Origin of the sequence: Aurantimonas sp. Leaf443 (assembly GCF_001425575.1) — a bacterium.
Classification (GTDB): Bacteria; Pseudomonadota; Alphaproteobacteria; order Rhizobiales; family Rhizobiaceae; genus Leaf443.
In genome coordinates, this window is sequence record NZ_LMRD01000008.1 from 95,478 (window position 1) to 119,898 (window position 24,421).

General features: G+C 69.8%; 20 protein-coding genes. 5 read left to right on the forward strand and 15 right to left on the reverse strand.

Features of this window, described 5'->3' with window-relative positions:
- From ASG48_RS11875 to ASG48_RS11885, 3 genes are read left to right on the forward strand one after another with little or no spacing between them, the layout of a single operon-like run.
- Nucleotides 1-459 carry a DUF6691 family protein gene (locus ASG48_RS11875; RefSeq protein WP_055849931.1) on the forward strand — a complete coding sequence of 153 codons (459 nt, stop codon included), beginning with the start codon at nucleotides 1-3 and terminating at the stop codon, nucleotides 457-459.
- Nucleotides 456-1,256: a sulfite exporter TauE/SafE family protein gene (locus ASG48_RS11880; protein WP_055849933.1), complete on the forward strand. Its 801-nt coding sequence runs from the start codon at nucleotides 456-458 to the stop codon at nucleotides 1,254-1,256. Before ASG48_RS11875 ends, ASG48_RS11880 begins: the two co-directional genes overlap by 4 nt.
- 37 nt (nucleotides 1,257-1,293) lie before the next feature.
- Complete coding sequence (locus tag ASG48_RS11885) at nucleotides 1,294-2,199, forward strand: MBL fold metallo-hydrolase (RefSeq protein ID WP_055849935.1); 906 nt, start codon at nucleotides 1,294-1,296, stop codon at nucleotides 2,197-2,199.
- Between the two features lie 47 nt (nucleotides 2,200-2,246).
- Here the strand turns inward: ASG48_RS11885 and ASG48_RS11890 are convergent, their stop codons facing one another.
- The 7 genes from ASG48_RS11890 to ASG48_RS18350 all read right to left on the reverse strand — a co-directional run bounded on the left by ASG48_RS11890 (nucleotide 2,247) and on the right by ASG48_RS18350 (nucleotide 11,742).
- Nucleotides 2,247-3,497: an acetate/propionate family kinase gene (locus ASG48_RS11890; protein WP_055850598.1), complete on the reverse strand. Its 1,251-nt coding sequence runs from the start codon at nucleotides 3,495-3,497 to the stop codon at nucleotides 2,247-2,249.
- A complete protein-coding gene (locus ASG48_RS11895; protein ID WP_055849937.1) occupies nucleotides 3,490-5,904 on the reverse strand; it encodes a phosphoketolase family protein in 2,415 nt (804 codons plus the stop codon). Before ASG48_RS11895 ends, ASG48_RS11890 begins: the two co-directional genes overlap by 8 nt.
- Before the next feature lie 59 nt (nucleotides 5,905-5,963).
- Entirely contained in the window at nucleotides 5,964-8,702 is a 2,739-nt protein-coding gene (locus ASG48_RS11900) for an HAD-IC family P-type ATPase (protein WP_055849939.1), read from the reverse strand.
- A gap of 179 nt (nucleotides 8,703-8,881) precedes the next feature.
- Nucleotides 8,882-9,892: a metal ABC transporter substrate-binding protein gene (locus tag ASG48_RS11905; RefSeq protein ID WP_055849941.1), complete on the reverse strand. Its 1,011-nt coding sequence runs from the start codon at nucleotides 9,890-9,892 to the stop codon at nucleotides 8,882-8,884.
- A gap of 22 nt (nucleotides 9,893-9,914) precedes the next feature.
- Nucleotides 9,915-10,799, reverse strand: coding sequence for a metal ABC transporter permease (locus ASG48_RS11910; RefSeq protein ID WP_055850599.1), 885 nt, complete (start codon nucleotides 10,797-10,799; stop codon nucleotides 9,915-9,917).
- The gene (locus ASG48_RS11915; protein ID WP_055849942.1) at nucleotides 10,796-11,578 is read right to left on the reverse strand and encodes an ABC transporter ATP-binding protein; all 783 of its coding nucleotides are present in this window, start codon (nucleotides 11,576-11,578) and stop codon (nucleotides 10,796-10,798) included. Before ASG48_RS11915 ends, ASG48_RS11910 begins: the two co-directional genes overlap by 4 nt.
- Entirely contained in the window at nucleotides 11,575-11,742 is a 168-nt protein-coding gene (locus ASG48_RS18350; RefSeq protein WP_156381579.1) for a hypothetical protein, read from the reverse strand. Before ASG48_RS18350 ends, ASG48_RS11915 begins: the two co-directional genes overlap by 4 nt.
- A 456-nt stretch (nucleotides 11,743-12,198) precedes the next feature.
- Here ASG48_RS18350 and ASG48_RS11920 point away from each other — a divergent pair, with 456 nt between their 5' ends.
- Nucleotides 12,199-14,004, forward strand: coding sequence for a hypothetical protein (locus ASG48_RS11920; RefSeq protein ID WP_055849944.1), 1,806 nt, complete (start codon nucleotides 12,199-12,201; stop codon nucleotides 14,002-14,004).
- Between the two features lie 43 nt (nucleotides 14,005-14,047).
- On the opposite strand, the gene ASG48_RS11925 is transcribed toward ASG48_RS11920, so the two are convergent.
- The 8 genes from ASG48_RS11925 to ASG48_RS11960 all read right to left on the reverse strand — a co-directional run bounded on the left by ASG48_RS11925 (nucleotide 14,048) and on the right by ASG48_RS11960 (nucleotide 23,357).
- A complete protein-coding gene (locus tag ASG48_RS11925; RefSeq protein ID WP_244486891.1) occupies nucleotides 14,048-16,084 on the reverse strand; it encodes a mechanosensitive ion channel family protein in 2,037 nt (678 codons plus the stop codon).
- A gap of 65 nt (nucleotides 16,085-16,149) precedes the next feature.
- Complete coding sequence (locus ASG48_RS11930) at nucleotides 16,150-17,211, reverse strand: DUF2955 domain-containing protein (protein WP_055849949.1); 1,062 nt, start codon at nucleotides 17,209-17,211, stop codon at nucleotides 16,150-16,152.
- Entirely contained in the window at nucleotides 17,201-18,319 is a 1,119-nt protein-coding gene (locus tag ASG48_RS11935) for an HlyD family secretion protein (protein WP_055849951.1), read from the reverse strand. The genes ASG48_RS11930 and ASG48_RS11935 overlap by 11 nt, the downstream gene beginning before the upstream one ends.
- 26 nt (nucleotides 18,320-18,345) lie before the next feature.
- Complete coding sequence (locus tag ASG48_RS11940; protein WP_055849953.1) at nucleotides 18,346-18,873, reverse strand: transporter suffix domain-containing protein; 528 nt, start codon at nucleotides 18,871-18,873, stop codon at nucleotides 18,346-18,348.
- A gap of 146 nt (nucleotides 18,874-19,019) precedes the next feature.
- Nucleotides 19,020-20,285 carry an alpha/beta hydrolase gene (locus ASG48_RS11945; protein ID WP_082529435.1) on the reverse strand — a complete coding sequence of 422 codons (1,266 nt, stop codon included), beginning with the start codon at nucleotides 20,283-20,285 and terminating at the stop codon, nucleotides 19,020-19,022.
- Nucleotides 20,286-20,475: 190 nt separating this feature from the next.
- Nucleotides 20,476-20,829 carry a cyclophilin-like fold protein gene (locus ASG48_RS11950; protein WP_244486892.1) on the reverse strand — a complete coding sequence of 118 codons (354 nt, stop codon included), beginning with the start codon at nucleotides 20,827-20,829 and terminating at the stop codon, nucleotides 20,476-20,478.
- A gap of 128 nt (nucleotides 20,830-20,957) precedes the next feature.
- Nucleotides 20,958-22,085, reverse strand: coding sequence for an alpha/beta hydrolase (locus tag ASG48_RS11955; protein WP_156381580.1), 1,128 nt, complete (start codon nucleotides 22,083-22,085; stop codon nucleotides 20,958-20,960).
- An 87-nt stretch (nucleotides 22,086-22,172) separates the two neighbouring features.
- Entirely contained in the window at nucleotides 22,173-23,357 is a 1,185-nt protein-coding gene (locus ASG48_RS11960; RefSeq protein WP_055849959.1) for an MFS transporter, read from the reverse strand.
- Between the two features lie 122 nt (nucleotides 23,358-23,479).
- Between ASG48_RS11960 and ASG48_RS11965 the strand changes: the two genes are divergently transcribed.
- Complete coding sequence (locus tag ASG48_RS11965) at nucleotides 23,480-24,373, forward strand: LysR family transcriptional regulator (protein ID WP_055849961.1); 894 nt, start codon at nucleotides 23,480-23,482, stop codon at nucleotides 24,371-24,373.
- Nucleotides 24,374-24,421 lie beyond the last annotated feature (48 nt).

The following is a 24,421-nucleotide window of genomic DNA, read 5'->3' on the forward strand; positions in this document are numbered from 1 at the left end:
ATGGCCCGCATCCTCGTCGCCCTCCTCGCCGGCCTCGTCTTCGGCATCGGGCTCGTCGTCTCGCAGATGGTCGTGCCCGCCAAGGTCCTCGGCTTCCTCGACGTCTTCGGGGCGTGGGACCCGAGCCTCGCCTTCGTCATGGGCGGGGCGATCCTCGTCTCGGCCCCGGCCTTCGCGCTGGCCCGGCGGATGGCCCGTCCGGCCCTGGCTCGGTCCTTCGAGATCCCGACGAGGCGCGATCTCGATCCCCGCCTTCTCTCGGGCGCGGCGATCTTCGGCATCGGCTGGGGCCTGGTCGGCCTCTGCCCCGGCCCCGCCCTCGCCGCCCTCGGCTTCGGCCTCGGCCCGGCCTTTCTCTTCGCGGGATCCATGGTGGCGGGCATGGCGATCTTCCACCTGACGCTCGCGCCGCCCGCCGCCCGGGAAGGCGCCGCGACGAGCGCGGGGGCCGACGCATGACGGCGCTCGCCCAGACGCTGGCGACCGCCACCGGATCGGGCGGCGTCGTCGGCCTCGTGCTCGGCCTTTTCGGCGGCGGCGGCTCGATCCTGGCGGTGCCGCTCCTCGTCTATGTCGTCGGCATCGCCTCGCCGCATGTGGCGATCGGCACCAGCGCCGTCGCGGTCGCGGCCAGCGCGCTCGGCAACCTCGTGCCCCATGCGCGCGGCGGCCGGGTGAAATGGCGCTGCGCCGCGGTCTTCGCCGCCGCCGGCGTCCTCGGCTCTCTTCTCGGCGCGGCCGCCGCCAAGGCGATGGACGGCGAGCGGCTCCTGGCGCTCTTCGGTCTCGTCATGATCGGCGTCGGGCTGGCGATGATGCGCCGGCGCGGGACGGAGGGCGATCCGGCCGTGCGGCTCACCTGGGACACGGCGCGCCGCCTTCTTCCCCTGCTGATCGGCATCGGCTTTGCCGTCGGGCTCTTCTCGGGCTTCTTCGGGATCGGCGGCGGCTTCCTCATCGTGCCCGGCCTCGTCCTCGCCACGGGCATGCCGCTCGCCTACGCCATCGGCACCTCGCTCGTGGGCGTGGCCGCCTTCGGCGCGGCGACGGCCGGCAGCTACGCCTTGTCCGGCCTCGTCGACTGGCCGGTCGCCGCGCTCTTCGTGGCGGGCGGTCTTGCCGGGGGATGGGCGGGGTCCGCGCTGGGCACGCGTCTGGCCGCCCGCAAGCAGGCCCTCGGCCTTGCCTTCGCCGGCCTCGTCGTCGGCGTCGGCCTCTTCATCGTCGCCCGGGGGCTCGGCGCCCTCATCGCCTGATCCGGACCCGGTCCGACCCGCCGCAAGGAGACATCGCATGGCATCGCCGACACCGTCCCGCCTCGCCGGCACGCCCGTCGTCACCGGCTTCTTCGACAAGCGCACCTCGAGCGTCCAGTATGTCGTGGCCGATCCGCAGACCAAGGCCTGCGCCATCGTCGACCCCGTGCTCGACTTCGACCCGAAATCCGGCGCGACCGCCACGACCTCGGCCGACGAGATCCTCGCCTTCATCGAGCGCGAGGGGCTGCAGATCGAGTGGATCCTCGACACCCATCCCCATGCCGACCATTTCTCGGCGGCCGGATACCTGCACGACCGCACGGGCGCGCCGACGGCGATCGGCGAGAAGGTGCGAGAGGTGCAGGCGCTCTGGCAGAGCCTCTACCATATCGAGGGATGCTGCCCGTCCGACGGCTCGCAATGGAGCCGCCTCTTTTCCGACGGCGAGCGCTTCACGATCGGCAAGCTCGAGGCCGAGGTCCTGTTCACCCCCGGCCACACGCTCGCCTCCATCGCCTACCGGGTCGGAGACGCCGTCTTCGTCCACGACACGCTCTTCATGCCGGACGGGGGAACGGCGCGGGCGGACTTTCCCGGCGGCAGCGCCGGGGCGCTCTGGGACAGCATCCAGCGCATCCTCGCCCTTCCCGGCGAGACGCGCGTCTTCACGGGCCACGACTACCAGCCGGGCGGGCGCGAGCCGGCCTGGGAATCGAGCGTGGAGGAGCAGCGGCGCACGAACATCCACCTCGTGAAGGCGCCGACGCGCGAGGCCTTCGTCCGACTGCGCGAGGCGCGCGACCGCGATCTCGCCATGCCCAACCTCATCCTTCACGCGCTCCAGGTGAACATCCGCGGCGGCCGCCTGCCGGAACCCGAGGACGACGGCCGCCGCTATCTCAAGATCCCGCTCGACGCGCTCGAGGGCGCGGCCTGGTGACGACGAGGGGATGACCGCGACGCGGACCGTCCCGCCGGTTCGAAGCGTCAGGCCTGCGCGAGGGCCTTCCGGCCGCCGCCGAGTTCCATCGCGTATCGGGCGATCACCGACTCCTCGTCCGTCGGGACCACCAGGACCGCGACGCGGCTGCCGGCCGCGTCGATGCGGGTGTCGCCGCGCGCGTTCCGCGCCGGATCGCAGGCGAGGCCCAGCCATTCCAGCCGCCGGCAGATCTCGGCGCGGACCGACGCATCGTGTTCGCCGATGCCGCCGGTGAAGACGAGCGCGTCGAGGCCCGCCAGCGTGCTTGCCAGCGCCGCCGTCTCGCGGGCGACGCGGAAGGCGAACAGGTCGACGGCCTCCCGCGCCCGGGCATCCTCGCTCCCGGCGAGGACACGCATGTCGCCCGAGAGGCCCGACACGCCGAGCAGCCCCGACCGGCGGTAGAGGAGGTCCTCGACCTCGGAGACGGACAGACCGTGCGCCGTCTGCAGATGCAGGACGACGCCCGGGTCGAGCGCGCCGCAGCGCGTGCCCATCACGAGCCCGTCGAGGGCGGAGAAGCCCATCGTCGTGTCGACGCTCCGCCCGTTCCGCATCGCGCAGAGGCTGGCCCCGTTGCCCAGATGCGCCACGACGGTGCGTCCCGCGGACAGGTCGGGCGCGATCTCCGCCAGTCGGCCCGCGACGAACTCGTAGGACAGGCCGTGGAACCCGTATTTGCGGATGCCCGCGTCCTCGTAGGCCCGCGGGATCGCGTAGCGGCTGACCGGCGGGGCGAGGTGGTGGTGGAAGGCGGTGTCGAAGCACGCGACCTGGCGAAGGCCCGGGCGCAGGGCCGCCACGATCCGCATCGGCTCGACCGACCGCGGCTGGTGCAGCGGCGCCAGCGGCGTCAGGCGGTCGATCGCCGAGAGGATGTCGGCATCGACGACCGCCGGCCCGTCGAAGTCCCGCCCGCCATGCACGACCCGGTGCCCGACCGCCGTCAAGGGCGTCCCGCCGAGCCGGTCGTCGACGGTGGCGAGCAGGGCCTCGAGGACGGCGTCCGTCCCCGCTCCGGCCGGCAGGCGCCGCTCTTGCGCGGTCGCGCCCAACCCGCTTTGGATGGCGAGGCGAGGCTCCGGTCCGGCCTCCTCCACGATGCCCCGGGCGAGGCGGACGAGCGCCCCGCCCCCGCCTTGCGTGAAGAGGCCGAACTTGATGCTCGAGGATCCGGCGTTGAGGGCGAGGACCGCCCTCGCGCGGGAATGCGGGGACCGGCTGTCCGGCCGGTCCGGGTCGCGGCGGTCAGTCACCCGCATCCTCCCCTTCCCCGGGCGGCCAGTGCCAGCCGGCGATCTCCGGCATGTCCTCGCCGTGCTCGACGATATAGGCGCGGTGCTCCTCCAGCTTCGCCCGGAACCGGCGCGCGGCGAGCGCGCCCGGCGCGCCGAGGCCGGGAAGGCGCCGGATCGCCTCCAGCGCGAGATGGAAACGGTCGAGTTCGTTGAGGACCAGCATGTCGAAGGGCGTGGTCGTCGTCCCCTCCTCCGCATAGCCGCGCACGTGGAAGCCGCCGTGGTTGGCGCGCCGGTAGGTCAGGCGATGGATGAGCGCGGGATAGCCGTGATAGGCGAAGATCACGGGCCTGTCCGTCGTGAACAGGGCGTCGAACGCGGCGTCGGTCAACCCGTGGGGATGCTGGTCCGGCGACTGCAGGCCCATCAGGTCGACGACGTTGACGAGGCGGATCTTGAGGGCCGGAAGCGCCTCGCGCAGAAGCTCGCTCGCCGCCACCGCCTCGATGGTCGGCACGTCGCCGGCGCAGGCCAGGACGACGTCCGGCGTCTCCCCTTCCCCGGCGCTTCCCGCCCAGAGCCAGGTGCCGGCCCCGCGGGCGCAATGGGCCTTCGCCTCGTCCATGGTCAGCCATTGCGGCGCCGGCGCCTTGCCCGCCACGATCACGTTCACCCGGTCGTAGGTGCCGAGGCAATGGTCGGCCACGCAGAGGAGCGTGTTGGCGTCCGGCGGATAGTAGACGCGCACGATGTCGGCCTTCTTGTTCACGACATGATCGACGAAGCCGGGATCCTGGTGGCTGAAGCCGTTGTGGTCCTGCTGCCAGACATGGGACGTCAGAAGATAGTTCAGCGAGGCGATCGGCGCCCGCCAGGGCAGATCGCGCGAGACCTTCAGCCACTTGGCGTGCTGGTTGAACATCGAGTCGACGATGTGGATGAAGGCCTCGTAGCAGGAGAAGAGGCCGTGCCGCCCGGTCAGGAGATAGCCTTCCAGCCAGCCCTGGCAGAGATGCTCGCTGAGCACCTCCATGACGCGGCCCTCGCGCCCGAGCGAGACGTCGTAGGGCTCGATGCCGTCCATCCAGACCCGGTCGGTGGCCTCGAAGACGGCGTCGAGCCGGTTGGACGCCGTCTCGTCCGGCCCGAAGATCCGGAAGTTGCGCGCCTGCGCGTTCATCTCCAGGACGGCGCGCAGATATCGGCCGAGCGCCCGCGTCGCCTCGGCCGTGGCGGCCCCGGGATGGGGCACTTCGACGGCGAACCCGTCGACGGCGGGCCGTCCGAGCTCGCGCCGCAGCCTGCCGCCATTGGCATGGGGGTTGGCGCCCATGCGGCGCTCGCCCGTCGGCGCCAGGGCCTGGAGGTCCGGCCGCAGCCGTCCGTCCTCGTCGAAGAGGTCCTCGGGCCCGTAGCTGCGCAGCCAGTCTTCGAGCAGGCGCCGGTGGTCGTCGTCCTGGCGGGCGTTGGAGATCGGCACCTGGTGCGAGCGCCAGAAGCCCTCGACGCGCTTGCCGTCCACTTCGGCGGGGCCCGTCCAGCCCTTCGGGCTGCGCAGCACGATCATCGGCCAGCGCGGCCGGGCCGAGCCCGTTTCGCCGATCGGAGCCGCCTTGATCGCGGCGATGCGATCGAAGGCCTCGTCCATCGCCGCCGCCATCAGCCGATGCATCGCGACCGGCTCTCTGCCCTCCACGAAGATCGGCTCGTAGCCGTATCCGACGAAGAGGCTCCGCAGCTCGTCGCCGCTCATCCGGGCCAGGAGCGTGGGATTGGCGATCTTGTAGCCGTTGAGATGCAGGATCGGCAGGACGGCGCCGTCCGTCCGCGGGTTGAGGAACTTGGTGGAATGCCACGAGGCCGCGAGCGGCCCGGTCTCGGCCTCGCCGTCGCCCACGACGCAGGCCACCACGAGGTCCGGATTGTCGAGCGCCGCCCCGAAGGCGTGGACGAGCGCGTAGCCGAGTTCGCCGCCCTCGTGGATGGAGCCGGGCGTCTCGGGCGCGGCGTGGCTGGGAATCCCGCCCGGAAACGAGAACTGGCGGAACAGCCTGCCCATGCCCTCGGCGTCCTGCGGGATTTCCGGATAGATCTCGCTGTAGGAGCCTTCGAGATAGGTGTTGGCGACCATGCCGGGCCCACCATGGCCGGGTCCGCAGACATAGAGAACCGAGACGTCGCGCGCCCGGATCACGCGGTTCAGATGCGCGTAGACGAAGTTGAGGCCCGGCGTCGTCCCCCAATGGCCGAGAAGCCGCGGCTTGACGTGCTCGGCCCGCAGCGGCTCGCGCAGGAGCGGGTTGGCGAGGAGATAGATCTGGCCGACGGACAGGTAGTTCGCCGCCCGCCAGTATCGGTCGATGAGGCCGAGGTCCTCGCCCGGCGCAAAGGGCGTGCCGCGCGGCGTTCTCGTGGGGTCTGTCATGGCGGAGCCTTCCTTCTCGTGTCTTCGCCGGGGGGCCGGCCACCGGCTGGCGGATGGTCTCAGACCGTCATCCAGCCCGTCCTGCGCATCGCGATCTTCTCGATCTCCAGGACGAGCATAACGCCGAGGCCCACGGCCAGGATCAGCAGCCCGTCCCGAAGACCGATCGGGCGGGTGTCGAACAGGCTCTGCATGACCGGCAGATAGGTGAAGGCGAGCTGGGCGGCGACGACGGCGAGGACGGCGGCGATGACGGCGTCGGTGCCGACCGCTCCGCGCCATGTGAGCGAGGTCATGTGGAGGTAGCGGACGTTGAAGAGGTAGGAGATCTCCATCACCACGAGCGTGTTCACCACCATGGTCCGGGCAAGTTCCAGGTCGGCGCCGTCGTGGAGCGCGTTGAAGAAGACGCCGAGCGTCGCCCCGAGAAACAGGACCGAGACGAAGGCGATGCGCCAGATCATGTAGGGCGTGAGTAGCCCCTGGCCGAACGGCCGGGGCCTGCGCTCCATGAGGCCGGCTTCCGCGGGCTCGAAGGCGAGGGCGAGGCCGAGCGTGGCGGCGGTGACGAGGTTGATCCACAGGATCTGCACCGGCGACGCGGGCAGGGTGAAACCGAACAGGAGCGCCGCGACGATCGTCAGCGCCTCGCCGCCGTTCGTCGGCAGCGTCCAGGCGATGACCTTGCGGATATTGTCGTAGACGACCCGTCCCTCGCGGACCGCGGCGACGATCGAGGCGAAATTGTCGTCGAGGAGAACCATCTCCGACGCTTCCCTGGCGGCGTCGGTTCCCTTCACCCCCATGCCGATCCCGACATCGGCCTGCCGCAGCGCCGGAGCGTCGTTCACGCCGTCGCCGGTCATGGCCACGACCGCGTGCGTCGACTGCAGGGCGCGCACGATGCGCAGCTTGTGCGCGGGGTCGGTGCGGGCGAAGACGCTCGCATCGGCGACGACGCGCCGCAGCTCCTCGTCCGAGAGCGCGTCGAGGTCGCGGCCGGTCACGACGCTCCGCCCGTCGCCGAGGCCCAGCTGCGCGGCGATGGCGGCGGCGGTCGCGCCGTGATCGCCGGTGATCATCTTGACCTCGATCCCGGCCGACCTGCACTCGGCGATCGCCGCCTTCGCGTCCTCGCGCGGCGGGTCCATGAAGCCGACGAGGCCGAGAAACACCAGCCCGTTCCTCAGATCCTCGCGGTCGAGCGCGTCGTCACCGGGGGCCGCGCGCCTGGACGCGAAGCCGAGGACGCGCTCGCCGCTTCGCGCCGCGACGGCGATCCGCTCCGTCCAGTCGGCCGCATCGAGCGGTGCCGTGCCGTGCGGCGCGGACTGGAGGGCGCACATCCCCAGAAGCTCGTCCGGGGCGCCCTTGACGAAGATCGTCCGGCCGGCGTCCGGCGCGCGGTTGAGGGTCGCCATGAAGCGATGCCCCGCATCGAACGGGATCGTGTCGAGCCGGTCCCAGTCCCGCCGGATCACGTCCGGCCGCAGGCCCGCCTTGACGGCGAGCGCCACGAGCGCGCCCTCCATCGGGTCGCCGGCGACCGTCCAGCGTCCGTCCTCGGTGCGAAGATCGGCATCGTTGCAGAGCAGCCCCGCCAGGACGAGCGCCCGGCTCGCGTCCCGCGCGCCCTGCCCTTCGGAGCCGTCGGGCACGCCTTCCAGATGGCCGTCGGGCACGTAGCCGATGCCGGTCACCGTCAGGCTCGCGCCGGGCAGCTCGACGCGGCGCGCGGTCATCTCGTTGCGGGTCAGCGTGCCCGTCTTGTCGGTGCAGATGACGGACGTGGCGCCCAGCGTCTCGACCGCCGGCAAACGGCGGATCGCGGCGTTGCGGGCCGCCATGCGCTGCACGCCGATGGCCAGCGTGATCGTGATGACCGCCGGAAGGCCTTCCGGCACGGCGCCGACGGCCAGCGCCACGACGGCGAGAAGCGCATCGGTCCAGGCATATCCGCGCAGCGTCACCGCCAGGACGAACAGCGCCGCCGAGGCGAGGATGGCGATGGCGGTGAATCCCCGGCCGAACGTGTCGATCTCGCGCACCAGCGGCGTCGTCAGGGTCTCGACGCTTCGCAGGAGCGCGCTGATGCGCCCGATCTGCGCGTCGAGCCCGGTCGCCACGACGACGCCCGCCGCCTGTCCCCCGGCGACGATCGTGCCGGAATGGGCCATGGAATGCCGGTCGCCGAGATCGGCATCGGCGGGCACGGGCGCGGCCTGCTTCTGCGCGGCCGCGGACTCGCCGGTGAGGATCGCCTCGTCGATCAGGAGCGAATGGGCCCGGATCAGGCGCAGGTCCGCCGGGACGCGATCGCCGGCTTCCAGGAGGACGATGTCGCCGGGAACGAGAGCCTTCACCGAGACGCTTCCGCGCGCGTCGTCGCGCATGACCTCGGCCTTCGCCGAGACGAGGTCGCGGATCGCGTCGAGCGACTTCTCCGCCTTGCCCTCCTGGACGAAGCCGACGATCGCGTTGACGAGGACGACCGCCACGATGACGGTCGTGTCCACGACATGGCCGAGCAGCGTCGTCGCCAGGGCCGCCGCGAGGAGGAAATAGATCAGCGCGTTGTTGAAATGCGCCAGGAAGCGCAGCACCGGATGGACGCGGACGGCATCCGGCAGTTCGTTCGGTCCGTGAACCTCGAGCCTTGCGGCCGCCTCGCCCGAGGTCAGGCCCCCGAGGCGCCCCCCGACCGTTCGAAGGACCTCGTCGAAGCCTTGGGCATGGAAGCGCGGCTCCGGGCTTGCCCGAGGCGCTCGTCTGCCGCCGTCCTCGCCGAAATGGTCCATCCGGTCTCGCGGGTCCGATCTGCGCGGGCTGGAGCGCTCGGGCGATCGGCCATCCTACGCCCTGTCCGGGCGCCCGGCGGCTGCGAAACGGTGGTACCGGAGATGCGCCGGGCAAGGATCGCGCGAGACCGCCGCGGCCCCGGAGCCGCGTCGGAGCGGCTCCGGGGATCGCGCCTCGATCAGCTCGTCTTCAGCGCCTTCACGATCTGCTCGATGTTGTTGCGGAACATGTCGAGATAGGTCGCGGCCGGCCCGTCCGGACCGGACAGGGCGTCGGAATAGAGCGTCCCGCCGATCCGGGCATGCGTTTCCGCCGCGATCCGGTCGATGAGGCGGGGATCGCTGACATTCTCGACGAAGACGGCGGAGATGCCCTCGGCCCTGATCTGGTCGATGATCCTGGCGACGTCCGCCGCCGACGCCTCGCTCTCGGTCGAGACGCCCTCGGGCGCGATGAACGCGATGCCGTAGGCCCTCGCGAAGTAGCCGAAGGCGTCGTGCGAGGTGACGAGCTTGCGGCGTTCGGCGGGAATGGCGGCAAGCTCCGTCCTCACGCGCTCGTCCATCGCCTCGAGATCGGCGATGAAGGCGTCGCCCTTGGCCTTGTAGTCGGCCGCGTTCGCCGGATCGGCCTCGGAAAGACCCTTCACGATGTTCCGGGCGTAGACGATCCCGTTCGACAGATCCTGCCAGGCATGCGGATCGTTGGCGCCGTGGTCGTGACCCTCGTGCCCCGCTTCCGCCGCCTCGTGCGCATGGTCTTGCCCGGATGCCTCGTGCGCCGTCCCGTCACGGGTCTCCGCGGCGCCGTGGTCGTGCCCCTCTTCCTCCTCGGCATCGATCGCGATCGGCTCCAGCCCGGCGGTCGCCACGACCTGCCGGCCCTTGAAGCCGGCGGCGTCGACGAGGCGCGGAAGCCAGCCCTCGAACTGGAAGCCGTTCACGACGAGGACCTTCGCCTCGCCGACGGCGCGCGCGTCCGAGGGGGTGGGCTCGTAGACATGCGCGTCGCCGTCGGGCCCGACGAGCGTCGTCAGCGCCACGTGGTCGCCGCCGATCTCCTTCACCATGTCCGCGAGGATGGAGAAGGAGGCGACGACCTTGACGGGCTCCTGCGCCCGCGCCGGAAACGCGAGGGCGAACATCGTGCCTGACAACGCAAGCGCCAGCGATATCTTGGACAGACGCATGGAGGGACCTTTCTGCGATGGATCAATGATGGAGGTGCGGACGACGCACGGTACGGGCCGCGACGCTGTCGAAGCGGCCGAAGAGGACCGAGAGGGCGTAGGCGGCGCTGGCCGACAGGATGATGGCCGGAGACGCCGGCAGGTCCCGGTGGTAGGAGACCAGGAGCCCGACGATCGAGGCGCAGAGGCCGATGACGGCGGAGACCAGCATCTGGCCCGGCACGGTCTCGGCCCAGAAGCGCGAGGACGCGGCCGGCAGCATCATGATGCCGACGACCATCAAGGTCCCCAGCGCCTGGAACCCGCCGACGAGATTGAGGACGACCAGCGTCACGAAGAGCATGTGGACGGTTCCTCCGCCCCCGCCGACCGAGCGCAGGAAGCCGGGATCGAGGCATTCGGCGATCAGCGGCCGGTAGAGGAGCGCGAGGGCGATCATGGTGACCGTCGAGATCGACGCCATGAGCAGGACGGCCGGATCGTTCATCGCCAGCGCCGTGCCGAAGAGGACGTGGAGGAGGTCGATGTTGGAGCCGTTCACCGAGACGAGGAGGACGCCGAGCCCGAGCGAGGACAGGTAGAAGGCCGCGAAGCTCGCATCCTCGCGCAGCGGGGTGTAGCGCGAGACGAGGCCCGCCAGGACGGCGACCGCCAGGCCCGTCACCATGCCGCCGACGGTCATGGCGAAGAGCGAAAAGCCTGCCAGAAGAAAACCGACGGCGGCGCCCGGCAGGATCGCGTGGCTCATCGCGTCGCCGACGAGGCTCATCCGTCGCAGCACAAGCAGGACGCCGAGCGGGCAGGCGCCGAAGGCGAGCGCGAGGCAGCCGGCCAGCGCCCGGCGCATGAAGCCGTAATCCACGAAGGGCGACACGGCGATCTGGATCGCGGACTGGAGAACGGTCATGCCGCGCTCCGCCGGCCGTGCCCGGCGCCCGCGCTCGGCATCGAAAAGCGCGGATCCTCCGCCCATGTCTCGCTCAGGGCCCGCGCCTCACGCAGCCGCTCGGGCGACAGGACGTCGGCCGTCGCGCCCCATCCCACGAGTTCGCGCGCGATGAGGAGCGTGTCCGGGAAATGCTCCCGCACGAGCGCCAGGTCGTGCAGCACCGCGATCACCGTGCGCCCTTCGCCGTGCCAGCGGCGCACGACCGCCAGGAGATCCATCATCGTGCGCGTGTCGATGGCCGTGAAGGGCTCGTCGAGAAGGAGAAGGCGCGCGTCCTGCACGAGAACGCGCGCGAACAGGGCGCGCTGGAGCTGGCCTCCGGACAGCGTGCCGATGGTCCGGTTCTCGAAGCCCTCCAGCCCGACGCTCTCGATCGCCCCGAGGACGCGGTCGAGCGCGCGGCCGCGGATGGATCCGAACGCCCCCGCCTGCCGCCAGGCGCCCAACGCGACGAGGTCGGCGACCGTGATCGGGAAGGACCGGTCGAGCTCGCTCGCCTGGGGCAGATAGGCGACATCCTGCCGGCGCACGCCATCCAGATGGATCACGCCTTCGGCGGCCGGGAGGAAGCCCATGATCGCCTTGAGAAGGGTCGACTTGCCCGCTCCGTTCGGCCCGACGATCGCGGTCAGCGAGTTCGGACGGAAGGCCCCGGAGACATGATGGACCGCGGGATGGCGCCGGTAGGCGACCGTGAGGTCCTCAAGCCGTACGGCCGGCGTGGGGAGCCGGGTCATGGGAGGACATCCAAGGCCAGGGCGACGGCGATCCACAGCGCGGCGACCGGCACCGCGACGACGGCCAGACGCCGAAGCGCCGAGGCCCGCAGCGCGGAAGGCCGGACGACGCGGGAAGGGTCGCGCGCCGGACAAGTCGCGATGTGGCCGGTTCGGTCGAGCATGCATGGTCCCGTTGGCTGCAGGCGGGTCGACGGCGTCGCGCCTCGTTGCCGGCTTCCGGCTTCCGGCTTGTTGAAATGTTATAAAGTTACTTTTTCTGAAATGCAACCGGCCTCGCACGGGCGGCGAAGGGTCACAATCGTTATGAGACACCCTCTCTCGGACCCGCCCGATCCGTCGTGGAGGACAGGATGCGCAGACGACCCGTGACCGTCCCGTTCGGCTTTCTCGGCGCCCGGAACGGGGCGAACGGTCATGCGGGTCAGCACTGTCTGTCGAGGACCTGAAAGGGGAGATCGAGCGCGCCCCGGCGAGGGTCGACGTCGTGCGCCCGACGTCCGATGCCTCGCGGCGACGGCAGGGGGCGAAGGCCGACGAGCGGGCCTGCTTGACCTTGGGTCATTGCCGGGCGCTAAATGCGGCGCCGGAGCGCAGATGACCCGGCGAAAGGCGGTCCCATGCAGACGCCGATGCAAGCTGCCAAGGAGCGTGCCCCTCCGAGTGCAGAAGACGTTCGCGCGCAGGTCCAGCGTATCGTCGCCGATCCGACATTCCCCGGAGCCGGGCGCTGCGGGGCTTTCCTCCGGTACGTGACGGAAGAGACCCTTGCCGGACGCGGGAAGCGGATCAAGGGCTACACGATCGCCACCGAAGTGTTCGGGCGCGGCGAGGACTTCTCGCAGGACGACCCCGTCGTCCGGATCGAGGCGGGCCGGCTGAGGCGGGCGCTCGAACTCTACTACCTGGCCGCCGGGAACGCCGACCCGATCCGGATCGACATCGCCAAGGGCGGCTATGTTCCAACCTTCTCCTGGCTGTCGGCCGCCGTTCCGCCCGAGGCTCCCGCGTCCGGCCCGCAGGCGCCCGAAATCGCGGTCGAACGGACGCGGCGGAGGGGCCGCATCGCCGTGTCGGCCTCCTCGGCGGCACTCGGTGCCGCCGGCATCGCAGTCGCCCTGGCGTGGTGGATCGCGCCGCCGCCGATGACGAACGACCCTGTCGGCAGCTTCGCCCCGGGGGGCCCCACCCTCGTCGTGGCCCCGTTCTCGGATCTCGGGGGAGGACCGGAGGCCGCGCTCTACGCGGCCGGCCTGACGGACGAACTCCTGACCGCCCTTCCGCGCTTCAAGGAACTGAAGGTGTTCGGCCGGGACTCCTTCGCCCCCCCGCCGGACGCTTCGGGCGACCGTGTTCCCGTCGTCGAAACGGGCGCACGGTTCATCCTGGCGGGCGGCGTCCGGGTAGCAGGCCGGCAGGTCCGCGTCACGGCAAGACTCATGGAGACGGCATCGAGGGCGATCCTCTGGTCCACGACCTATGACGGGGACCTCGATGCCCGAAGCCTCTTCTCCATCCAGAAGGAGGTGGCGGACAAGGTTGCGACCGCCATCGCCCAGCCCTACGGGATCATCGCCCGGACCGACACGGCGCAACCGCCTCCCGACGGCCTCGGTGCCTATGCCTGCACGCTGCGCTTCTACGCCTACCGCTCCGATCTCGGCGCCGCGCAGCATGCCGACGTCAGATCCTGTCTCGAGGACGCGGTGGCGCGTTCCCCAGGCTACGCGACCGCATGGGCCATGCTGTCCATGGTCTATCTCGACGAGGACCGCTTCCGATACAACCGGCGTTCCGACGCTCTGACGGCCGTCGATCGAGCGCTTCAGGCGGCGAAACGAGCCGTCGAACTCGACCCGGAAAACGCCAGGGGATTGCAGGCGCTGATGACGGCCCTGTTCTTCTATCGACAGCCGCAGGAATCGCTGCGGGTGGGAGAGCGGGCGCTGGCGGTCAATCCCAACGACACCGAGTTGCTCAGCGAGTTCGGAAGCCGCCTTGCCCTCAGCGGACAATGGGAACGCGGCGCGGCCATCATGGAAGAGGCGCTGTCGCGAAATCCCAATGCCTCCGGCTACTCCTGGGGTGCCCTGGCCTTGGCGAACTACATGCTGGGCAATTACGAGAAGGCGGCGTCCGAGATCCAACGGGCCGACATCCAGAAGTTCCCGCTGTTCCACGTGGTGGCGGCGATCATCCATGCCGAGCGCGGGATGACGGAGGAGGCCCGCCGGGAAAGCCGGGCGTTCGCCCTCATGGGGTCGGACTATCTCGTCAACCTCACCACGGAACTGGAGACGCGGTTGGGACGCCCGCAGGACAGGGCCCGCATCCTCGCCGGCCTGCGCAAGGCCGGTCTCGAGCCGCGAGACGGTCCCGACGAGCAGCCATCGTCCACGGTCGCCGACAGTCTGCCGCCCGGCTGATCCTCTCCGCGCAAGGCGAAGTTCGGACGGGCCGGTTTCCCGGTCAAACCCCGTCGGCCGCCACGGCCTGCGCCTCGTGGGTCTTGCGCAGGCGCATCGCCTCGCTGGCCGCCGGCCCTGCCCCCTTGTCATCCCCTGACACCTGGACCGTCGGCGTCGCGATCTTGATGCCGTTCTCGTCGAACGCCTTCTTGATCATCACGAAGGCCTTGCGCCTGATCCGGAACTGCTCGCCGGGTTTCGTCATCAGCTTCATCCTGAGGACGATCGCGAAGTCGCCGAAACTATCGACGCCCTGCATCTTCAAGGGCTCGATCGTGTTCGCGGCGAACTCCGGATCGGCGGCCAGCGCCTGGCCGACCTTCTTGATGAGACGACGCGCGAGATCGACATCCGTGTCGTAGGTGACGTTGATCGTCATCTTGTCGATCACCCAGTCCCGGCTCATGTTCTCGACGGCGCCGAGATCGCCGAACGGCACGGTGAAGATCGGCCCCCGGTGGTGGCGCAGGCGCACGGAGCGCAGGCTGAACGATTCGACCGTGCCCTTGTAGCTGCCGCTCTGGATGTACTCGCCGACACGGAACGCGTCGTCGAGCATGAAGAAGACGCCGCTGAGAATGTCCTTCACGAGCGTCTGCGAGCCAAACCCGATGGCGACGCCGAAGATGCCCGCGCCCGCGATCAGGGGGCCGATCGCGATGCCGAGTCCCGACAGCACCGTCAGCACCGTCACGACGGCGATGAACACGGCGAGCGTGTTGCGGAAGAGCGGCAGCAAGGTCCGCAATCGGCTCTTGCGGGCCGCCCCCGCGGCGGAGGCCGTCGCGTCGGATGTCTGGACCTGCCGCTCGATGATCGCCTTGCAGACCTGCCAGAGCATGTCGGCGACCAGGAGGATGACGAGGCCCTGCAGGATGCCCCCGATGAGGGTCTCGAAACGGTCCCCGCCGGCCCGCGCCGCCACGCTGAACCGCCAGGCATAGGCCAGCCAGCCGATGGCGAGCGCGATGACCAGGGCCCGGACGCCGCGGACGATCAGGACGTTGATCACGGCACCCGACAGTCCGACCGACCCGCGCCTTTCCGCCAGCGATGCCGCCGCGCGACCCGTGGCCGACAGGATCGGCGGAAGGACGAGGAGATAGATGCCGAGCCAGAGCAGCCCGTGGAAGCCCGCGACCCAAACCAGCCAGAGAAGCCCGAGATAGAGGGTCAGAAGGACGTTCGTGGCAGGGACATGGCGGCCCGTTGCCACGGGCCGACGCCAGACGGCTTCGGTCGCGATCGCGAGCAGGGCGAGGCCGAATGCGTAGGCGACGAGTTGGATCACCTCGCTCGAGAAGCCGAGGTCCGGCAACAGGTTCACGGTCGCCCAGGCGAACAGGAAGGACCCGAGAAAGACACGGATCCTGCGGGACCAGTAGAGGCTCCGACCCTCGTCGTCGGAGATCGGCACGGCGCCGCTGGGTGGAACGGCGACAGCCGGCCGGCCCAATGTCGCCACCAGCCTCACGGCGGCCAGGACGATGCGCAAGGCGATGAAGGCGAAGAGGTAGGTGAGGACCACGCGGCGCAGCAAAGGCGGCCAGCCGAAGCTCAGGAAAGTGCCGACGGTCACGACCACGAAGACCAGGAGAGGCAGGATCTCACCGAGAAGGGCACTGCTCGACGCGGGAGCGCCGACCTCGTCGGCCGCGCGCGTCGATCTCAAGGCACGTCGAACCAGTGTCTCTCCGCACAGGCCTATCGCGCCGAGGATCGCGAGGATGAAGATCACCTTGCCGGGCCGGCCCGCGTTGATGTCCCGGGACACGATCCGCGCGGCGCCAGCGATCTCGGCGGGAATGCGGGGGATGGCTCGTTTCAGCGTGGCGAAACGCCCGCGCACCATCGCCTCGAAGGCCGTGACGCTCGACAGGACCGATGCCGTCGGAGGCGGGGCGTCAAGTCTTTCGGCGGCGGGCACGACATCCGCCGCCTGGGGTGCCTTCGTCGCCAGGATCGACCGGATCTCGGGATCGTTCAGGAGTTCGATGAGCGCCTCGATCTTCGCCTGCTGCGGTGCAGGTTGAGCCATGCCTCTCGGGGTTGACGCGCCGAGGCATACGACCGCGAGGATCAGCCACACGGACCTCCAGCGCATCATGCGACCTCCAAGGTCTGGAGCGACCGGGAGGCCGGACGTGACCTCGGCCACAGGAGCGCGCCCATGAGCATCGCATAGGCGATGGCGACGACGATGTAGCCGATCCGCATGGAGAAGGACTCGGCCGCCGTCCCAGGAAGGGGCGAGACACCCGCCCCGAAGATCAGGAGAAACGTCGTGAGCGCTCCCGCATGGACCTTCGCGCTCGCTGAGGGCAGCGCCGCCCTCCCGCCGAAGACGAGGCCCGCAAGCAAGACGAGCACGACCATCGACAGGAGCGACGGACGGATCTCGAGGAGGACGAAGGCCAGCGAAGCCGCGATCCCTCCCAGCAGATTGACGAGGACGAGGCCGACGGAGGCGCGCGCGCCGGCGGAGATGTCGACCTGGGTCTGGATCGAGGCGACGGTGATGGGAATGACCATCGCCGTCGCCCACTCGTCCTTGATCAGGCAGATGGTGACGATCAGGAGGAGGATGACCGTATCGGCGGCAGCGCGGGCCGTCGGGCGCGGATGAACGAGCCGCGCCGCCGGAGCCGCGTCGACCCCGCCTCGGTCGGGAAGCACGGCATGGGCCAGCCAGGCGAGGACGATCCCGGTCCCGATGCCATGGGCGAGGATCGCAAGGGCGGACGATCCGAGATCCCGATGCAGGATCGTCAGCAGCGGGATCATGATCCCGACCACCAGCATGAGGAAGACGGCCGCGCCGCCCTTGCCGCTCGCCTGGGCGTGGAAACAGGCGAAGAAGAACAGGCCGAGCAGGGGAAGGAGGACCAGGGGGCGCTCCGCCGTGGCCACGGTGACGAACTCGAGGATCGATCCCGCGACCAGCACGACGAGGAGCATCCCGGCCGCCTTGCCGATCGGGAGCGGTCGTGACCTTGCGATCAGGAACTGTGCCGCGAACAACGGTCCGAGAAACGGGATGACGTCGCCCGACGCCACCGCCCAGGTGAAGCCGACGGATACCGCAAGCGCGATCCGCAGCCCCTTGCGCGTCGCCGGCGCGACGGTTGGAGAAGGGGCGCCGGATGAACGAGCGCTAGCTGGCATAGGTGAGATACGACACGAGCCGCATCCAGTAGCGCCCGACGGCGTTCGTGACGGGATGGTCGCCCGTGTAGACGACGACATTGGCCTGCGACCCGTAGCGGACGCCCTTCGGAAGGCCGTCGTCGAGTGTCAGGCGCACGGGAAAGCTCTGGGGTGTCCGGATCCAGCCGCTTTCCGTCGAGACCTTGGGAAGACCGGTGCGCGGATCGACGCTGCCCTGAGCCACTCCGAGCCCGACGCTTTCGACCGTCGCGTCGAACAGCTTGCCGGGAAGGACATCGAACAGCACCTCGGCCCGGCTGCCGGAGGCGATCCTTTCGAGACTGTTTTCCTTGAAGGCGGCCGTCACCCAGATCGTGTTCACGTCGATGAAGGTCATCGCGCTCTGCCCGGCGCCGACGACGCTGCCCACGGAGAGCTGGAGGTTCGTGACGACCCCGTCCGCCGGCGCGATGACGGTCGTGCGCAGGAGATCGAGTTGGGCGCGCTCGAGCGTGGCGAGCGCTTCCTGAAGCTGCGGGTTGTTGTCGCCCGCGGGGCCCAGAGCCTCGCGGGCCTGTGCCAGGGACGCCTCCGCCGCGACCACGGCTGCATTCCGCTGCTCCAGTTCCGCCACGGCCGTATCGCGTTTGGCCTTCGGAGAGACCTTGCGCTTGACGAGCTCTTCGGCGCGGTTCGCCTCCTCCTCGGCGTTGTTCCGCGCCGCCCGCGCTTCCACCACCTTGGCCTGTGCGACATCGACCGAGGCCGTCGACGCACCGATCGTCTGGCCGACCTGAGCAAGACGCGCCTCGGCCTGAGCCACCGCCAGCTCGTAGGGTCGCGGGTCGATCCGGAAGAGCATCTGGCCGGGCGCGACCCTCGAGTTGTCGGCCGCTCCGACCTCGACAACCCGGCCGGCGACCTCCGGGGCGATGCCGACGACATAGGCCTGCACAGTCGCCTGGGAGGAGGACGGCGTCCGCCGCTCCACGAAGATCGCCACCACCATCAGGACAGTGGCCAGAAGGACGACCGCAATCGCGACGGGCCTCAACGGATTGCTCCCGCGAATGTCCGGCTCCTTGTCCCGGACGGGTCCGGTTTGGGTCACGTCGCCCGCCGACATGCGGCTTCCCCGGTCGGTCATCGCGATCAGCCGAGATCCGACACGGGATCGGCCACTCTGGCCGTGCGGATGAACAGCGCCCGGATCTTTTCCCAGAAGTTGCCCCCGAGCACGAAGATGCTGGCGACCAGCATCACGTCGCCCAGCAACTGGAGCTGCCAGAGGTTCGGCCGCAGCCCCGGCGCGACCGCGTCGAGATAGGGCTCCAGCCATGCGGTGAAGATCGGCAGGCAGAACATGACGAGACCGACCACGTGCCGGGTCGGGCTGACGATGCCGTCGGACTTGAGACGGGGCATGTAGCCGCCGATGATGCCCTTCAGCTCCTGGAACCCGGCCTTGCCCATCACGGCGATGGTGAGAAGAAGGATGATCTTGTTGCCGACGAAGATCACGCCGGTGACGGTGGCGACCTTGCTCGGCGACAGTCCGGACGCCGCGGCGACCGGGATGAGCAGGACCATCACGATCATCAGGCAGAACAGGGCGACGCCGCATTTGAAGCGCCATCCGCGGCCCGTGGTTTCCGGGCCTGCCGTCGCGTGCGAACTCATGGTCCTTGCCTCCTCATGACACTGGCGCATCCGATGAACCGACGCTTCGCGGGCCCTCCATTCGGATTGCATGGCGTCGCGAAGCCTTGAGGGGCGAGCGGCGAGACGAACCGCCTGAACGGAGCGGGCCGGTCGCGACCGGGGTCCTATGTCGTCGGCTTCGCGCGGCCCGGCACGAGCGACTGCGAGGGTTCGCTTTCGAGAATGCGCTCGAGCTCGCGTCCGTCCGCCGCGCGGGACGTCCCTGTCGCGGCCGCATTGGCGGCATCGATCGGCGCGGTGGCGACAGTCGCCGCCGCGGCTCCGACGGCGGCCGTCGTTCCCGCGACCAGCACCGTCGCCCCCTCCAGGAGACCGATATCCTTGCCCGAGAGGGTCTGCCCCCTCGCGAGGCGGCCGCCGATGAGTTGGACGATCTGCGGACTCTCCGCGAATTTGCCGTGGTTCAGGCTGTCGGGGGTCTTCAGCTTGGTGAGGTCGACGACGGTGATGCCCGCGCGCTCCAGCTTCGCCTTGTAGGGTTCGGCCGACGGGTCGATCCTGCCAAGGCGATCGACATTGCCGGAGATCAGCCGCGATGCGGCCAACGCCCGGTCGTCCTGGGACACGAAGATCGTGAATCTCGGACGCGGCTCGCTCAGTTCCACGAATTGGCGGGCGAACACGTCGACGTCGATGTCGGGCGAGGCGAGGATGACGTTGACGATCTTCGGGTCGACCCGGCCGTCCCGGATCGCCATCTGCCGGAGCGACTCCATCGCGAGCCACGTTCCCATGGAATGGGCGAGGACGGTGATGTCCTTCACCGACGGATCCCGTGCCAGATAGCGCAGCGTGTTCTCGAAGGCGGTCCTCGAGAAGTTCGTGCTCTCCTTGTCGTAGTTGTAGTCCCGAAGCTTGGCCCGCGACGGCCAGGTGAACATGATCGGCGTCACGTCGGCGCCGGAGTCGTGGACGATCTGCGCGTACCGGAAGACGGCGTCCTCGTAGGTGTTGTTGAAGCCGTGAACGAAGACGAGGGCGTGGCCCCCCTTGCCGTGCCGCCTGAACCAGTCGAGACCCTGTTCGGCGCTCGTCATCGCGTTGACGGAGGTGACGGCGAAATCCGTCTCCGGATTGGGCGGCAGTCGCTCGGGCCATTGCACGTCGCCGATCTTGCGGCCGGAGCCGGCCGGGATCGAGACGGTGATGTCGGTCAGCGACGGCTGCGGGCTGCGCTCCCCGTTGAAGAGGGTCGACGGGTTGTTCGACGCCAGGCGCGTGGTCGCCACCAGCATCTCGACCTGGACCGCCGTCGGCGATCGGGACGCGAGGGCGACGGGCGTCATGACACCCTTGGGGTGGCCTGCGCAGGATGCCGCCACCAGTGCGGCAGTCACGACCGCTAGAGGGCGGGTCCAGGTGGATGACATTCGCCATGGCCTTGCGGGCAGGCGGGAAATCCGCCGGTCCGTTCGGGCTGGAGTGTCACGGAAGAGCGCCTTGTCCTGAAGTAGGTTACTGTATGTTACGTCACGCTGGCGGCCCGAAGGACAGGGCGAGGACCGCGTCCCGCAGGGGCCCCGGGGGCAGGCTGCGAACCGGCACCGACCGGGGCGGCGGTCAGTCCGCGCGGCTGATCTCGACCGTCACCTCGCCGGGGCGATCGAAGATAGACACGTCGCCCTCGACCTGTCCGAGGATGACGATGCCGGGCCGAGGCACGCGTCCGTCCCGGTAGTAGATGACGAAGTCGCCCGAGCTCCAGAGGCCGAGCGTTCCAGCCGCGAACGCGCGCTGACGCGCCGCTTGCGGGAGGGCCGACGGCAGGTATCCGGTCTTCTCCTGGCGGAGATGGTCCCGCATCTCGATGCGCAGCGGCAGCATCTCCAGGAGGGCCGCGGCGGCGGCGTTGTCCTCCATGGTGGCGGTAACGCTGCTGAAGGGCGATGCGATCTCGATGCGGTCCTGGCTCATGGCGGCTCCCGTCGCGGCAAGGAGTGCCGCCGTTGCGATGATGGTCCTCAGCATGCGTTCGGTCTCCGGCGTGTTCGGCGGCGGAAGGAGCGCGCCGGCGGGCGCCCTCCTCCGCTCGTCGTTTCGGGTTACGGCTGCAGGCTGGCTTCCTGATCGGCGAGATTCGTCCGGAAGAAGCGCGTCAGCCGGTCGAACGGGATGAGATCGACACGATCGTAGAGGTCGACGTGACCCGCCCCTTCGACCCAGAGGAGTTCCTTCGGCTCGGAGGCCAGATCGTAGGCCTTCTGCGAGAACTCCCTGGAATGCGCCTGGTCGCCGGAGATGAAGAGCATCGGCCGGGCGATCGTCTCGATGTCCTCGAACGGGTAGAAGTTCATGAACTTCACGTTCGACGAGACCGTCGGCTTCGTGGTCCGCCGGTCGGAGGCGCCCTCGGGGGTGAACGCGCCGCGCGCCGTGCGGTAGAAGTCGTAGAACTCACGCTGGATCGGGTGGGTCTCGGCGGTCAGCTCGAGGTCCGTTCCGCCGGCCACCGCGACTTCGCCGCCGTCGACCTCGGCCCAGCGCTGCGCGATCGCCGCCTCGATGGTCTCACGGCGCTGCTCGGCCGAAACCGAGTTGCCGAGCCCCGTCCGGTTGACCTCGCCCATGTCGTACATGGCGACGGTGGCGATGGAGCGGATGCGCGGATCGATCTTGGCGGCCGAGATCACGAAGGAGCCGCTGCCGCAGATGCCGATCGCGCCGATGCGGCCGCGGTCGACGAAATCCCGGGTGCCGAGATAGTCGACGGCCGCGCTGAAGGCTTCCGCGTAGAGCTCCGGCGCGACGGCGTTGCGCGGCTCGCCCTCGCTGCCGCCCCAGTAGGGCAGGTCGAGCGAGACGGTGACGAAGCCCTGCTCCGCCATCTTCGTGGCGTAGAGATTGGCGCTCTGCTCCTTCGTCGCGCCCATCGGGTGGCCGACGACGATGGCGGGATGATCCGCCGAGCGGTCCAGGTCGTTCGGGACGAAGAGATTGCCGGCGACGGTGGTCCCGTACTGGGTCCGGAAGGTGATCGGCTGAACGCTCACGCGGTCGCTGCGGTAGAAGTTGTCGGCGCCGCGCGAGAGATCCTGAGCGAAGGCCGCCGTGGGCGCGATAGTGGCCGCGGGCACGAGGGCGCCGAGGCAAAGGACGAGGACGCCGGCGCTGGCGTTGCGCAGGCCGAGCCGGTGGCCACGGGTGGCGGGCGCGTTGGAACGGGTCGTCATGGGTCGTCTCCTTGGGGTCGTGGATGGGGATGGGTATGGGACGCCGTCTCCCGGATCGGCCTTCGACCGATGCGGCCGGGAGAGAGGTCAGGCAGGCTTCAGAAGGCTGCGACCGTCGCGGATGAGGAGGAGCGCGACGGCGGCCAGAGCGACGCTGCCGAGGAAGGTCGCCTGCACCGCGAAGCCGTCGAGCAGCAGGCCGCCGATCACGGCGCCGAGAAGGATCGAGGCCTGGATCGCCGCCACCATCAGGCTGCCGCCCGCCTCCGGCGCGTCGTCGACAGTCTGCGACATCCAGGTCATCCAGATCACCGACATCGCCGTGTTCATCGCGCCCCAGAGGGCGAGGAGCATGCCGGTGCCGATCACCGAGCCGCCGACGCCGAGAAGGGCGAGCGTCACGCCGCCCATGACGAGGGCCGGGAGCTTCAGGAGCGGCGCGACGCGTCCTGTCACGAAGCGCCCCGCCGCCCAGGTGCCGGCGAAGCCGCCGCAGCCGAGGACGAGAAGAAGGATCGAGAGGGTCGCGACATCCGCGCCGGTCACCTCTTCCAGGAACGGGCGCAGGTAGGTGAACATCGTGAAGGCCGAGCCCCAGGAGAGCATGGAGGCGAGGAGGCCGCGCCGGAAGTGGGGGCGCTTCAGGAGGGCGAAGAGCGAGCGGAGATCCTGCCGGCCGCGGGCTTCGAGCGAGGGCAGCGCGACGACGTGCCAGGCGAGGTTGACGGCAACGAGGGGAACCAGCGCCCAGAACACCTCGCGCCAGCCGAATAGGCCGCCGAGATAGCTGCCGATCGGCGCCGCGAAGGCGCCCGCGATGGCCTGGCCGCCATACAGGACGGCGAGCGCGCGCGGCACCTCGGCTGCGGGCACGAGCCGCATGATCACGGCCGTCGCCAGGGCCCAGAAGCTTCCGATGCAGATGCCGAGGAGGGCACGACCCGCCATGAGGGTCGCGAAGTTCGGCGCGGCGGCGACGATAACGAGCGATCCCAGCATGAGGCCGGTCATCGCGACCAGCACCCACTTGCGGTTCAGCCTCCCGGCGGCCGTCGTGACGAGAAGGCTGGCCGCGACGGCGAACAGGCCGCTGATCGAGATCGCCTGGCCCGTCTGCCCCTCGCTGGCGTTCAAGCCCGCGGCCATCGGCGTCAGCAGGCTGACGGGCATGAATTCGGACGCGATCAGGAGGGCGACGCAGAGCGCCATGGAGAACACCGCGCTCCAGGCCGTGCGGGCATGGACCTGCCGCCTGTCGAGGGTCATATCCATCTTCACCGTCCCGTCCCGAGTTCGTCCGCGGCTTGCGGTCGGCTTCGAGGGGGAAGCTAGGCCCTTACGTCCCTGCCGATTAGTCGCTAGGTTCCGCTTGTGGTTATAGGTGGAGCCTATCAATGAAGCGGGAGGACGTCGGCGACCTCCTCGCTTTCCTGGCGGTGGCCCGGGCGGGCAGCTTCACGCGCGCCGCCAAGGAGATCGGCATCTCGCAGCCCGCTCTCAGCCAGACCGTGCGCGAACTCGAGGAACGGCTGGGACTGCGTCTCCTCAACCGCACGACCCGCAGCGTCTCCACGACCGAGGCCGGCGAGCGGCTCCTGCGCTCGGTGACCTCCCATTTCGACGGGATCGAAGCCGGGCTGGCGGCGCTGACCGACCTGCGCGACAAGCCCGCCGGCACCGTCCGGATCACCGTCGGCGACACGCCGGCGGAGGCCATCGTCCTGCCGGCCGTCGCCAGGCTCCTGCCGGACTACCCCGACCTGAAGGTCGAGGTCAGCGTCAACGCCGGGTTCGTCGACATCGTCGCCGAGCGCTTCGACGCGGGCGTCCGTCTCGGCGAGACGGTGGCGCAGGACATGGTGGCCGTCCGCATCTCGCCGGATATGCGCATGGCGATCGTCGGCTCGCCCCTCTACTTCGCCAAACGCCCGCCGCCCAAGACGCCGCACGACCTCGCCGGGCACAATTGCATCAACCTGCGCTACACGGCGACGAGCGGCTGGGCGGTGTGGGAGTTCGAGAAGGCGGGGCGCGGCCTGAACGTGCGCGTCGAAGGGCAGCTCCTCGTCAACTCGAATGCCTTGGCACGGCTCGGCGCGCGGGAGGGGTTGGGACTGGCCTACCTTCCCGCCGACTATGTCGAGCCCTTCGTCGCCTCGGGCGCGCTCGTTAGCGTGCTTGCGGACTGGTGCGACCCGTTCCCCGGCTACTACCTCTATTACCCGAGCCGCCGTCAGCCCTCCGCCGCCTTCTCGCTCGTCGTGGACGCCCTGCGCCATCGACCCTGACGGGCGCGAGACCGGGAGCGTCCCGATGCGCCCCGGCACAGGTTCCGC